Source organism: Diaphorobacter sp. (genome assembly GCF_050251835.1).
Classification (GTDB): Bacteria; Pseudomonadota; Gammaproteobacteria; order Burkholderiales; family Burkholderiaceae_C; genus JBFXIE01.
This window is the reverse complement of record NZ_JBFWLZ010000005.1, coordinates 1-12,318: the sequence shown is the minus strand read 5'-3', so window position 1 is coordinate 12,318 and position 12,318 is coordinate 1. Positions and strand designations below refer to the sequence as shown.

Annotated in this window: 10 protein-coding genes; 4 read left to right on the top strand and 6 right to left on the bottom strand. The window is 64.1% G+C overall.

Translation table 11 applies throughout. The annotated features are described in order from the left end of the window. Positions 1-28 precede the first annotated feature (28 nt). The 3 genes from AB7E35_RS02995 (at position 29) to efp (ending at position 2,780) form a co-directional block, all read left to right on the top strand. Positions 29-937 carry a LysR family transcriptional regulator gene (locus AB7E35_RS02995; protein WP_428163894.1) on the top strand — a complete coding sequence of 303 codons (909 nt, stop codon included), beginning with the start codon at positions 29-31 and terminating at the stop codon, positions 935-937. Further along, a complete protein-coding gene (earP, locus tag AB7E35_RS02990; RefSeq protein ID WP_428163893.1) occupies positions 934-2,055 on the top strand; it encodes an elongation factor P maturation arginine rhamnosyltransferase EarP in 1,122 nt (373 codons plus the stop codon). The genes AB7E35_RS02995 and earP overlap by 4 nt, the downstream gene beginning before the upstream one ends. A gap of 170 nt (positions 2,056-2,225) precedes the next feature. Continuing rightward, positions 2,226-2,780, top strand: coding sequence for an elongation factor P (gene efp, locus AB7E35_RS02985; protein WP_428163892.1), 555 nt, complete (start codon positions 2,226-2,228; stop codon positions 2,778-2,780). A gap of 107 nt (positions 2,781-2,887) precedes the next feature. On the opposite strand, the gene AB7E35_RS02980 is transcribed toward efp, so the two are convergent. The 4 genes from AB7E35_RS02980 to ppsA form a co-directional block, all read right to left on the bottom strand. After that, a complete protein-coding gene (locus AB7E35_RS02980) occupies positions 2,888-3,391 on the bottom strand; it encodes a hypothetical protein (protein WP_428163891.1) in 504 nt (167 codons plus the stop codon). 119 nt (positions 3,392-3,510) lie between these two features. After that, positions 3,511-5,595 carry a VC_2705 family sodium/solute symporter gene (locus tag AB7E35_RS02975; protein WP_428163890.1) on the bottom strand — a complete coding sequence of 695 codons (2,085 nt, stop codon included), beginning with the start codon at positions 5,593-5,595 and terminating at the stop codon, positions 3,511-3,513. Continuing rightward, complete coding sequence (locus tag AB7E35_RS02970; RefSeq protein ID WP_428163889.1) at positions 5,588-5,908, bottom strand: DUF4212 domain-containing protein; 321 nt, start codon at positions 5,906-5,908, stop codon at positions 5,588-5,590. Before AB7E35_RS02970 ends, AB7E35_RS02975 begins: the two co-directional genes overlap by 8 nt. Positions 5,909-5,927: 19 nt before the next feature. Further along, the gene (gene ppsA, locus AB7E35_RS02965; RefSeq protein ID WP_428163888.1) at positions 5,928-8,318 is read right to left on the bottom strand and encodes a phosphoenolpyruvate synthase; all 2,391 of its coding nucleotides are present in this window, start codon (positions 8,316-8,318) and stop codon (positions 5,928-5,930) included. A 190-nt stretch (positions 8,319-8,508) separates the two neighbouring features. Between ppsA and ppsR the strand changes: the two genes are divergently transcribed. Beyond that, the gene (gene ppsR / locus AB7E35_RS02960) at positions 8,509-9,330 is read left to right on the top strand and encodes a posphoenolpyruvate synthetase regulatory kinase/phosphorylase PpsR (protein ID WP_428163887.1); all 822 of its coding nucleotides are present in this window, start codon (positions 8,509-8,511) and stop codon (positions 9,328-9,330) included. Positions 9,331-9,568: 238 nt separating this feature from the next. Here the strand turns inward: ppsR and ahpF are convergent, their stop codons facing one another. After that, positions 9,569-11,125: an alkyl hydroperoxide reductase subunit F gene (ahpF, locus tag AB7E35_RS02955; RefSeq protein WP_428163886.1), complete on the bottom strand. Its 1,557-nt coding sequence runs from the start codon at positions 11,123-11,125 to the stop codon at positions 9,569-9,571. A 106-nt stretch (positions 11,126-11,231) separates the two neighbouring features. After that, positions 11,232-11,807: an alkyl hydroperoxide reductase subunit C gene (gene ahpC, locus AB7E35_RS02950; RefSeq protein WP_428163885.1), complete on the bottom strand. Its 576-nt coding sequence runs from the start codon at positions 11,805-11,807 to the stop codon at positions 11,232-11,234. Positions 11,808-12,318 lie beyond the last annotated feature (511 nt).

Sequence of the window (12,318 nt, the reverse complement as noted above, 5' to 3'; positions counted from 1 at the left end):
ACGCGCCGGCGCAGTACCATCGCCGCCCATGAAGCTCGACCCGGTCTCCCTGCGCCTGTTCGTCGCAGTCATGGAAGAAAACGCCATTGCCCGCGCCGCGGCGCGCGAGCACATTGCCCCGTCTGCCGCCAGCCGCCGCCTGGCCGAGCTGGAGGACGTGCTGCGCGTGGAGCTGTTCACGCGCAGCAACCGCGGCACCGAGCCCACCGCCGCCGCCTACGCGCTGCTGCACCTGGCGCGCGGCGTGCTCAACGACCTGGACGGCATCGCCACGCAAATGCAGGACTTTCGCGCCGGCGTGCGCGGCCATGTGCGCGTGGTGGCCAACATCTCGGCCATCACGCAGTTTTTGCCGGACGAGCTGCAGCGCTTCATGGCCGCCCACCCGCAGGTGGATGTGCGGCTGCAAGAGCAGATCAGCACGGCCGTGGCCCAGTCGGTGGCCGAGAACGCGGCGGACGTGGGCATCCTCAATCACGGCAGCCACCACGGCTACGAAGGCCGCATCAGCCTGCTGCCCTACCGTGAGGACGAGCTGGTGCTGATCGTGCCCGCGGGACACGCGCTGGCGCGCCGTCAGCGCGTGCGGCTGCAAGACGCCCTGCCCTGCGACTTTGTCGGCATGCACCCGGGCAGCGCGATCAACAACCTGCTCACGCGCGCGGCGGCCGAGCTGGAGATGCCGCTCAAGCTGCGCATCCAGGTCACCAGCTACGACGCGCTGTGCCTGATGGTGTCCGCCGGCCTGGGCGTGGGCGTGATACCCCGCGGCAGCGCACAGATCTACCGCGGCACGCTGGCGATCCGCGCCATCACGCTGGCCGAGCCTTGGGCGCACCGGCGGCTGTCGCTGTGCGTGCGCTGTGGCGAGCCACTATCCGGCGTGACCCGGCTGCTGGTGGATCACCTGCGCGCCTGCGCCCCGGAGGCCGCATGACGGCCACCACCGCCAGCCTGCGCTGGGACATCTTTTGCCAGGTGATCGACAACTTTGGCGACATCGGCGTGTGCTGGCGCCTGGCGGCTGACCTGGGCCAGCGCGGCCACCGTGTGCGCCTGTGGGTGGACGACGCCAGCGCGCTGGACTGGATGGCGCCCCAAGGTGCCCCCGGCGTGCAAGTGCTGCCCTGGCCCACGCAGGCGCACCAGTTGCCCGCAGACGGCCCCGGCGACGTGGTGGTGGAGGCCTTCGGCTGCGAAATTGCTCCGCAATTCATAGCTGCCATGGCAGATTGCACCAAGGCTACAGGCCCAAAACCCTTGTGGATCAATCTGGAATACCTGTCGGCCGAAAGCTATGTCGAGCGCTGCCACCGCCTGCCTTCGCCCGTCATGAGCGGCCCCGGCGCGGGCCTGATGCGCTGGTTTTACTACCCCGGCTTCACCGATCGCACTGGCGGCCTGCTGCGCGAGCCGGATCTGCTGGCGCGCCAGGCAGCATTCGACCGCACGGCCTGGCGCGCGCGCCACGGCGTGGCAGGGCAGCAGCTGGCCATCTCGCTGTTTTGCTACGAGCCGCCAGCGCTGCCCGCGCTGCTGGCGCAACTACAGCGGCGCGGCGACGCGCGGCTGCTGGTCACGCCGGGGCGCGCTGGCGCGGCGGTGCGCGACTGGCAGCAGAAAATTTTGAGCCAAATTGACGCTGAACCATTGCAAAACAAGCGCGAGCAGCTATCAATTTCATACCTGTTACCCTGCCCTCAGCCAGCGTTTGACGAAATGCTGTGGGCCTGCGACCTGAACTTTGTGCGCGGCGAAGATTCGCTGGTGCGCGCCCTGTGGGCGGGCCAGCCCTTCGTGTGGCACATCTACCCGCAGCACGACGATGCCCACCACGCCAAGCTGATCGCCTTTCTGGACTGGCTGCGGGCGCCTGCGTCGCTTCGGCGCTGGTCCGCGCTGTGGAACGGGCTACAGACTGCGGACGAACTGCCCACACTGGACTCCGCCACCCTGGCCCAGTGGCGCGATTGCGTGGTCGCGGCGCGTGCGCGTCTGCTGGCGCAACAGGATTTATTGACAGGCCTGCTCAGGTTCGTAGCCGAAAAAAGCTAAAATCCGCGGCTTTGCGCCATTACCCAAGGCGGCACAGTGTCGTGCCGCGCAGGCGCCCCCGCCGCGGAACATGCGCCGGGGTGGAAGGCAGCCCGCCTGGCGCAACACCACGGGCCACGTCTGCCCGCCCCGACTTGTGGAGCGGCCCAACCTCTCGCTGAAGCCAACCCATGAAAATCGCTCAAGAAATCCGCGCAGGCAACGTCATCATGCAGGGCAAAGACCCCATGATCGTCCTGAAAACCGAATACGCCCGCGGCGGCCGCGGTGCCGCCACCGTGCGCATGAAGCTCAAGGCCCTGCTCAACAACATGGGCACTGAAGTCGTCTTCAAGGCCGACGACAAGATCGACAACGTGATCCTGGACAAGAAGGAGTGCACCTACTCCTACTTCGCCGACCCCATGTACGTGTGGATGGACACCGAGTACAACCAGTACGAAGTCGAAGCCTCCAACATGGGCGACGCCATCAGCTACCTGGAAGACGGCATGGCCGCCGAGGTGGTGTTCTACGACGGCAAGGCCATCTCGGTCGAACTGCCCACCAGCGTGGAGCGCGAAATCACCTGGACCGAGCCCGCTGTGAAGGGCGACACGTCCGGCAAGGTGCTCAAGCCCGCCAAGATCGCCACCGGCTTTGAAGTGGCCGTGCCCCTGTTCGTGGACCAGGGCGACAAGATCGAAATCGACACCCGCACCGGCGAATACCGCAAGCGCGTCTGACGGTTTCAGGGGCGTCACCGCTTTGCTGACGCCCAGGCGACGGCCCCGTCGCCACACAAAAAGGGAATCTGCCTTGTGCAGTTTCCCTTTTTTGTTTTCAGGCGCCATCAGGCAAACAAGGCCTGCTCCAGCCGGGCGTACTTCATGTCACCCACCGCCTCGCGGATCTTGGGAGCCAGAGCCGCCAGGTCTTCAAAGCCGCTGCTGCCCTCCACCGCCAGGTTCAGGCGAAAACCCCTCAGCCCCAGGCTGGCGGTGAGTTCGGCGGCAACGGGGTAGGCCGTCTGGTAACGCTCGCGCGATGAACGGGCGCTGCCCTCGCCTGCCGGGTGTGGCGCGGCGGCATCTGTCAGGGACGCAGTTGCTGCGCGTGCCCGCGATGCAGACGTAGATGAAGAAGGTGCGGCAGAGGCTGTGCGCTCCAGCAGGCCCTGGTCGATCATGAGCTGCACATCTTCGTGCGTGATGCCCATGGCGCTGGTGGCTTCAAGCACATGCGCCAATGTGCGCTTTCCGTCAAAGAGGATGAAGGCGGAACGCTGGCGGGGCGACAACACGCCCTGACGCTCCCTGAGCGCTTGCTGCCCCGCTGGAGTCTTTGCAAGAATCATCGAGTCCCCTCATTCGTGACTATTTGCGTTCAGGGTGACACAAAGGTGTATCGCCGTGAATGAGGGGCAACCCACAAATTCAACCTAGGCCAAGGCAAGCCGGCCGAACCCGGCCAGGCCTACAGCCCGTCCGCAGGCACAGGCTGCACCCTGGCGGGCCGGGTGACCAGGCTTACCAGCCAGGCGCTCAGCAGGCCTGCGGGCACGCCAAACACGCCTGCCGATATGGGATGTATGCCAAACCACAGGCCATCGATGAGCAGCGCGCCGGGTACCAGCTCGCGCACGGCGTCCACCTGCGCCAGCATGTAATACACAGTGACCGACAAACCGCCCAGCATGCCAGCCACCGCCCCCTGACGGGTGGTGCCGCGCCAGAAGATGCCCATCACCATGGCGGGCACAAAAGCCGATGCGGCAATGGAAAACGAGGTGGAGACCAGGGGCAGAATCTCAGAGGGCTTGACCGCTGCCACGAAGGCGGCACACAAGGCCACGATGAGCAGCATGAACTTGGTGAGTATCACGCGCTGCTCGGGCGTTGCCTTGGTGCGCATTTCCTGAAAGTACAGGTCGCGCACCAGCGCATTGCTGATGGTCAGCAGCAGCCCGTCCGCGGTGGATAGCGCCGCGGCCAGCCCGCCCGCGGCCACCAGGCCCGAAATGACGTAGGGCAGCCCGCCAATCTCGGGCGTGGCCAGCATGATGAGGTCGGCGCCCAGGCGGACTTCGCCAAACTGCACAATGCCGTCGCCGTTCACATCCTCGATCGACAGCAGTGATTCGTCCACCCGCGCCCATTGCGCCAGCCAGTTGGGCAACTCGTCAAAGCTGCTGCCGACCAGATTGTTCATCACCTCGAACTTCACCAGCACCGCCAGCGCCGGCGCGCTGAGGTATAGCAGCGCAATGAAAAACAGCGACCACGCCACCGAGGTGCGCGCCGCCGCCACCGATGGCACGGTGTAGTAGCGCGTCAGCAGATGCGGCAGGCCCGCCGTGCCCACCATCAGGCAGAACATCAGCGCCAGAAAGTTGCGCCGCGCGTGATCGAAAGTCTGCCGCTCGGCCGGGGTGCCGTTCGGGTCGCCCGCAAAGGCCTGGCTGTGGCGCGGCAGGCCGCCCAGCTCGCGCGCGCGCTCGTAGTTGGCGTGCATCTCGCGCGTCCAGCGCTCACGGGCGGTGGTCTCGTCGCGCGGCATGGTGGTCAGCTCGCGGCTGGCCGCAACGATCAGGCCTACGTCGGCGTTTTGTTCGCGCAGCCTGCGGATGCGCTCGCGGGCTGCCTCGCGCTCCAGCGCCAGCGCAGCGGGCACGTCGGCCAGGCGCACCTGGTAGTCGATTGCACGCTGCAGATAGACGGCCACCACTTCGTGCTCGACTTTGGAGGCCAGCAGCGCGTCCTCCAGCTGCGCGATCTTGCTGATCTGGGTGCCAGCCACGGCGGGCGCCACCGGGTTGCCCAACTGCTTGTACGCCAGCCACGACACCGGAATGAGAAAGGCCAGCAAGATCACCACATACTGCGCCACCTGCGTCCAGGTGATGGCGCGCATGCCGCCCAGAAACGAGCACAGCAACACACCGCCCAGGCCCAGCATGATGCCGATCTCGAACTGCACGCCCGTGAGGCGCGAGGCAATCAGGCCCACGCCGTAGATCTGCGCGACCACGTAGGTGAACGAGCACAGCACCGCCGCCAGCGCCGCGATGATGCGCGGCCAGCGCCCGCCAAAGCGCACCTGGAAAAAGTCGGGAATGGTGTAGAGGTTCATCGCCCGCAGGTGGGGCGCCACCAGCATGGCCACCAGCACAAACCCGCCCGTCCAGCCCAGCAGATAGGCCAGTCCGCCGGGCTGCTCGGGCGTACCCGAGAAACCCTGCAGATACAGCGCCCCCGACAGACTGATGAACGAGGCCGCGCTCATCCAGTCAGCGGCGGCGGCCATGCCGTTGTAGAACGGAGGAATGCGGCGCCCCGCGACGTAGTATTCGTCGGGGTCTGTGGTTCGGCCATAGACGCCGATGGCGGCATAGGCCATCACGGTCAGAAACAGAAAAATGGGCCCGATCCACTGGCGCGACAGGCCGCGCTGCTCGGCCCAGGCCATCAGGGCCACAAAGGCCAGCAGACCGGCCACATACAGGGCCAGGATGCGGTTCAGACGCGCCAGGTAGGCCCGCCCCGCACCGTGCTCAGTCATGCGACGGCAGGTCGGCGGCGCTGGACCGGCCCGCCGCCCTGTCCTGCCGCTCAAAGTGATTCATGGCCGCGCAATAGATGCCGACGATGACGATGAACATCAGCACGGCCCCCTGCGCGGCAATCCAATAATTGAGGGGCCATCGCCACACCTGCACCTGCAGGTCACGTGCAAAGTAGGCAGCCCCGAAGGACACCAGCGCCCACGCCAACAACAAACCCGCCTTGAGCCACAAATGCCGCGCATCGTGCAGGTCAGGGGCAAAGGGCGCCCCTGCAAGCTCGTCGTGCGTCAGTGAGCGGCGATGGGGCATGGCCTGCGGCGCTCCTGGGTCAACCTGCCAGCTGCTGCCAGGTGGCAATCACGCTGTCGGGGTTGAGCGAGATGGACGTGATGCCCTCGCGCGCCAGCCACTGGGCAAAGTCCGGGTGGTCGCTGGGCCCCTGGCCGCAGATGCCGATGTACTTGCCCTGCGCAAGGCAGGCCTTGATGGCCTGGTGGATCAGCGCCTCGACGGCCGGGTCACGCTCGTCGAAGTCAGCGGCCAGCAGCTCCAGGCCCGAGTCGCGATCCAGACCCAGGGTGAGCTGGGTCAGGTCGTTGGAGCCGATGGAAAAGCCATCGAAGAACTCCAGGAAGCGCTCGGCCAGGATGGCATTGCTGGGGATTTCGCACATCATGATGAGCTTGAGCTCGTTGTCCCCGCGCTGCAGCCCATGCTGCGCCAGCAGCTTGGTCACGCGCTCGGCCTGGCCCAGCGTGCGCACAAAGGGCACCATGACCTGCACGTTGGTCAGCCCCATGTCGTTGCGCACGCGCTTGATGGCCTCGCACTCCATGGCAAAGGCCTCGCCAAACTCCTGGCTCACGTAGCGTGCCGCCCCGCGGAAGCCCAGCATGGGGTTTTCTTCCTCGGGCTCGTAGCGGCTGCCGCCGATGAGCTTGCGGTATTCATTGCTCTTGAAGTCCGACAGGCGCACGATGACCGGCTTGGGCCAGAAGGCCGCCGCAATGGTGGCCACGCCTTCAGCCACCTTGTCCACATAAAAGGCGCGCGGGCTGGCATGGCCGCGGGCAACCGATTCCACAGCCTTCTTCAGGTCGGCATCCACGTTGGGGTAGTCCAGGATGGCCTTGGGGTGCACGCCAATGTTGTTGTTGATGATGAACTCCAGGCGCGCCAGGCCCACGCCCTCGTTGGGCAGCTGACAGAAGTCGAACGCCAGTTGCGGGTTGCCCACGTTCATCATGATCTTGGTTTTGATGGGAGGCATGGCGCCGCGCTGCACCTCGGTGACCTCGGTCTCCAGCAGGCCGTCATAAATGTGGCCGGTATCGCCCTCGGCACAGCTCACGGTGACCAGCGTGCCATCCAGCAGCTTGTCGGTAGCGTTACCGCAGCCCACCACGGCCGGAATGCCCAGCTCGCGCGCAATGATGGCAGCGTGGCAGGTGCGCCCGCCGCGGTTGGTGACGATGGCGCTGGCGCGCTTCATCACGGGCTCCCAGTTGGGGTCGGTCATGTCGGTGACCAGCACGTCGCCGGGCTGCACCTTGTCCATCTCGGAAATGTTGTGCACCAGGCGCACCGGGCCGGTGCCGATCTTCTGGCCAATGGCGCGGCCCTCGGCCAGAACCGGGCCGTGGCCCTTGAGCTTGTAGCGCAGTTCGGCCTGGCCCTGCATCTGGCTTTTCACCGTCTCGGGGCGGGCCTGCAAGATGTACAGCTGGCCGTCTTCACCGTCCTTGCCCCATTCGATGTCCATCGGGCGGCCGTAGTGCTGCTCGATCACCAGCGCATAGTGGGCCAGCTGCTGCACGTCGGCGTCGGTCAGCGAATAGCGGTTGCGCAGCTCTGCGGGCACATCCACCGTCTTGACCAGCTTGCCCGTAGCGGCCTTTTCTTCGGGCGACGAGAACACCATCTGGATCAGCTTGGAGCCGAGGTTGCGGCGAATCACCGCCTGCTTGCCGGCCTTGAGCATGGGCTTGTGCACGTAGAACTCGTCAGGGTTCACGGCGCCCTGCACCACGGTCTCGCCCAGACCATAGCTGCTGGTAATGAACACCACGTCTTCAAAGCCGCTTTCGGTGTCGATGGTGAACATCACGCCCGCCGCGCCCAGGTCGGAGCGCACCATGCGCTGCACGCCCGCCGACAGGGCCACAACGTCGTGCGCAAAGCCCTTGTGCACGCGGTAGCTGATGGCGCGGTCGTTGTAGAGCGAGGCAAACACCTCTTTCATCTTGTGCAGCACTTCATCAATGCCGTGCACGTTCAAAAACGTCTCTTGCTGACCGGCAAACGATGCATCGGGCAGGTCTTCGGCCGTGGCCGAAGAGCGCACGGCAAAGCTGGCGTTGGGGTTGCCGGCCGACAGGCGCGCGAACTCGTCGCGAATGGCCTGCTCCAGATCGGCCGGAAACGGCTGTGCCTCAACCATGGCGCGGATCTCTGCGCCCACGCGGGCGAGCGCGCGCACGTCCTCGGTATCCAGGCTGGCAAGCTTTTGGCTGATGCGCTGGGCCAGGCCGTCGTACGCCAGAAACTCACGGAAGGCATGGGCCGTGGTGGCAAAGCCCGTGGGCACACGCACGCCCTGGGGCAGCTGGGAGATCATCTCGCCGAGGGAGGCGTTTTTACCGCCGACCGACTCGACATCGGTCATTCTCAGGTTTTCAAACGGAACGACCAGGGCGGTCGGACTGAAAAGTGCAGACATGGGAAAGCTCCAGAAGTTAAAACCGGGACTGCGCGCCCGCCCGGCAGGAGCAAAGGGCGAGCGGCCATGCACGGGCTGCAGCTTTTTCGTTGTGGTTGTGGGCCGAGCGGGTGCATGGTGAGAATTTGGATAATGGGCGCGATTGTAGGGCCCGTATGGCGGCGGCCCAGGGCAGCACAAAAGGCTTTTCATGCACACGCGCACCGTATTTTTTGTCTCTGATGGCACCGGCATCACCGCCGAAACTTTTGGCAACGCCATCCTGGCGCAGTTTGAGATCATCCCGCGGCGGGTGCGCCTGCCCTTCATCGACACCGTGGACAAGGCCCATCAGGCCGTGCGCCAGATCAACCACACCGCCGAACTGGAAGGACGCAAATGCATCGTCTTCACCACGCTGGTGAACATGGAAGTGCTCAAGGTCATCCAGGAAGGCTGCAAAGGCATGCTGCTGGACATGTTCGGCACCTTCGTGCACCCGCTGGAGGTAGAACTAGGCATCAAGTCGCACCACCGTGTGGGGCGCTTTTCAGACATCAGCAAAAGCAAGGAATACAACGACCGCATCGAGGCCATCAACTACAGCCTGGTGCACGACGACGGTCAGAGCCACAAGAACCTGGAAGAGGCAGACGTGATCCTGGTGGGGGTGTCGCGCAGCGGCAAAACACCCACCAGCCTGTATCTGGCCATGCAACACGGACTGAAGGCGGCCAACTACCCGCTGATCCCCGAGGACTTCGACCGCCGCCAGCTGCCGCCCGCGCTGGTTGCGCACAAGAAAAAAATCTTTGGCCTGAGCATCAGCGCCGAGCGCCTGTCGGAGATCCGCACCGAACGCCGCCCCGACTCGCGCTACGCCAGCCTGGAAAACTGTCGGCACGAGGTCGCCGAGGCCGAGGCCATGATGCGCCGCGCGGGCATCCGCTGGCTGTCGTCCACTACCAAGTCGATCGAGGAAATCGCCACGACGATCCTGCAGGAAATCCGGCCGGAGCGGCTGAGTTATTGACAGGCACTTTTGCCGTCAGCGTCGCGGGTGTCCGCGCCGTGCATCCTGGCGCGCTCGTGGTCTGCGACGGGGAAGAATGACGCGAGGAACGCTCGTGGAGGCCCCCTGACAAAACCGAACCTTGGCTCGCCAAAAGCTCAAACGGCGGCGCTGTTCACCACAGCACCGCCGCTTCTTTTTTTATAGCTGCTAGCGCTTACCATATAAGCGCCAGAGCCTTATTTGACCTACAACCCGATCAGTGACGGATCAGGTGATCAAAGGCCGACAGCGCAGCCGTTGCACCCGCGCCCGCAGCGATGATGATCTGCTTGTAAGGCACGTTGGTGCAGTCGCCGGCGGCAAACACGCCGGGCACGTTGGTGTGGCCTTTGGCGTCGATGACGATCTCGCCAAACTTGGTGAGGTCCACTGTGCCCTTGAGCCAGTCGGTGTTGGGCAGCAGGCCGATCTGCACAAAAATGCCCTCGACCGCCACGGTCTTGACTTCTTCGGTCACGCGATCCTTGTAGGTGATGCCGGTGACCTTGCTGCCATCGCCATTCACCTCGGTGGTCTGGGCGTTGACGACCACGGTCACGTTGGGCAGGCTGCGCAGCTTGTTTTGCAGCACGCCGTCGGCCTTCAGTTCACCCGCAAACTCCAGCAGCGTGACGTGCTTGACGATGCCGGCCAGGTCAATGGCGGCTTCCACGCCCGAGTTGCCACCGCCGATCACTGCCACGTCCTTGCCTTTGAACAGCGGGCCGTCGCAGTGCGGGCAGTAGGTCACGCCCTTGGTGCGGTATTGCTCCTCGCCGGGCACGTTCATGTTGCGCCAGCGCGCGCCCGTCGAAAGGATCACGGTCTTGCTCTTGAGCGTGGCGCCGTTTTCCAGTTCGATCTCCAACAGACCGCCTTCGGTTGCGGCAGGCTTGAGGGCCCTGGCACGTTGCAGGTTCATCACTTCAACGTCGTAGTCGCCCACGTGCTGCTCCAGCGCAATGGCGAACTTGGGGCCTTCGGTCTTGCTGACCGAGATGTAGTTTTCGATGTCCACGGTATCCAGCACCTGGCCGCCGAAGCGCTCGGCCGCCACGCCAGTGCGGATGCCCTTGCGCGCCGCATACACGGCGGCCGCGGCGCCAGCGGGGCCACCGCCGACCACCAGCACGTCAAACGGCTCCATGGCGTTGATCTTCGCAGCCACGCGGGCATGGGCGCCGCTGTCGATCTTGGCGACGATCTCTGCCAGCTCCATGCGGCCCTGCCCGAAGTTCTCGCCGTTCAGGAACACGGTGGGCACGCCCATGATGTCGCGGCTCTTGATTTCGTCCTGGAACACGCCGCCGTCGATGGCGGTATGGGTGATGCGCGGATTGAGCACGCTCATCAGGTTGAGCGCCTGCACCACGTCGGGGCAGTTGTGGCAGGAGAGCGAGTAATAAGTCTCGAAGTGGAAGTCGCCTTGCAGGCCCTTGACCTGCTCCAGCAGATCGGCTGCTTCCTTGGAGGGATGGCCGCCGACCTGCAGCAACGCCAGCACCAGCGAGGTGAATTCATGACCCAGGGGAACGCCTGCGAAACGCACGCCAGTGTCCACGCCAGGGTTGGTGATCAAAAAAGAAGGCTTGCGCACGGGCTCGTCGTTCTTCTCGACCACGGTGATCTTGTCCGAGAGGGCCTGAATCTCGTGCAGCAGCTCCCGCAGCTCTTGGGATGTGGCGCCGTCGTCCAGCGTGGCGACCAGCTCCACCGGGCGCTGCAGGCGTTCCAGATAGGCTTTCAATTGGGCTTGGAGATTGGCGTCGAGCATAGGGTTACTCCTGATCAAACTGTTGTTGGGCAAAAAAAACCCGGGTGTCGCGCACCCGGGCGTCGTGAACAGCCGGGCAAGCGGCCGTCAGCAGGCAGGGCGATACTTAGATCTTGCCGACCAGGTCCAGCGAAGGCGTGATGGTCTTGGCGCCTTCCTTCCACTTGGCGGGGCACACCTGGCCGGGGTTGGCGGCGGTGTACTGGGCAGCCTTGAGCTTGCGCAGGGTTTCGCTCACGTCGCGGGCGATTTCGTTGGAGTGCACTTCCATGGTCTTGATCACGCCATCGGGGTTGATCACGAAGGTACCGCGCAGGGCCAGACCTTCTTCAGGAATGTGCACGCCGAAAGCGTGGGTCAGCTGGTGCGTTGGGTCGCCCACCAGCGGGAACTTGGCCTTGCCCACGGCGTCGGAGGTTTCGTGCCACACCTTGTGCGAAAAGTGCGTGTCGGTCGTGACGATATAGACCTCGGCACCAGCGGCCTGGAAGGCTGCATAGTTTTCGGCAGCGTCTTCGATTTCGGTGGGGCAGTTGAAGGTGAAAGCTGCCGGCATGAAGATCAGCACAGACCATTTGCCCTTGAGGGACTGCTCGGTCACTTCGATGAATTCACCCTTGCCGTTGCGGTTGACGAAGGCGTTGGTCTTGAAGGGCTGGACTTGGGTGTTGATCAGGTTCATGTTGATTCCTCTTAATCAGGTTGAAGGGCTAGAACGAAACTGAAGTTTAGGCCGCATCCGACAATAAATCCAATAAATTGAAATCATCGGTTTGATTGTCTTTGACTATTTTAGCCTCTTTGCAACCACGACTCGGTATCGCGCGCAGGCGAACGGGGCCTGCAAGAGCATTGTGGTACGTGGCTGTGCCCAGGTCATGACAAAGCCTTGCCCGACCAGGAGATGGGCGGCTCGCACCGATTTCGCTGGACATGCCCGACAGCGATACGGGACTGGCGATAGTGGGCGGCGGCGGATTGTGCAGCCCCGACACCGACGAAGATGTAAGGCAAATTCCTACGAACCACGTCAGCCGACCGGACAGCACGCAGAGCACAACCCCGACTTAATTTACTTTTGGCCCGGTTTCACAATCCATTTCAACGGATCACGCAAAACATGCAACAGTATGCAACGCAGCGATCCTCCACTGGAAAGGATTGAATCATGACCTCCGAACAACTGCTTGCCG

Excerpts from the sequence above, each read along its gene's own strand:
- AB7E35_RS02975 (WP_428163890.1), bottom strand. The coding sequence starts at position 5,595 with ATGACTGAGCACGGTGCGGGGCGGGCCTACCTGGCGCGTCTGAACCGC.
- ppsA (WP_428163888.1), bottom strand. The coding sequence starts at position 8,318 with ATGTCTGCACTTTTCAGTCCGACCGCCCTGGTCGTTCCGTTTGAAAAC.
- efp (WP_428163892.1), top strand. The coding sequence starts at position 2,226 with ATGAAAATCGCTCAAGAAATCCGCGCAGGCAACGTCATCATGCAGGGC.
- ahpC (WP_428163885.1), bottom strand. The coding sequence starts at position 11,807 with ATGAACCTGATCAACACCCAAGTCCAGCCCTTCAAGACCAACGCCTTC.
- AB7E35_RS02970 (WP_428163889.1), bottom strand. The coding sequence starts at position 5,908 with ATGCCCCATCGCCGCTCACTGACGCACGACGAGCTTGCAGGGGCGCCC.
- ppsR (WP_428163887.1), top strand. The coding sequence starts at position 8,509 with ATGCACACGCGCACCGTATTTTTTGTCTCTGATGGCACCGGCATCACC.
- earP (WP_428163893.1), top strand. The coding sequence starts at position 934 with ATGACGGCCACCACCGCCAGCCTGCGCTGGGACATCTTTTGCCAGGTG.
- ahpF (WP_428163886.1), bottom strand. The coding sequence starts at position 11,125 with ATGCTCGACGCCAATCTCCAAGCCCAATTGAAAGCCTATCTGGAACGC.
- AB7E35_RS02995 (WP_428163894.1), top strand. The coding sequence starts at position 29 with ATGAAGCTCGACCCGGTCTCCCTGCGCCTGTTCGTCGCAGTCATGGAA.
- AB7E35_RS02980 (WP_428163891.1), bottom strand. The coding sequence starts at position 3,391 with ATGATTCTTGCAAAGACTCCAGCGGGGCAGCAAGCGCTCAGGGAGCGT.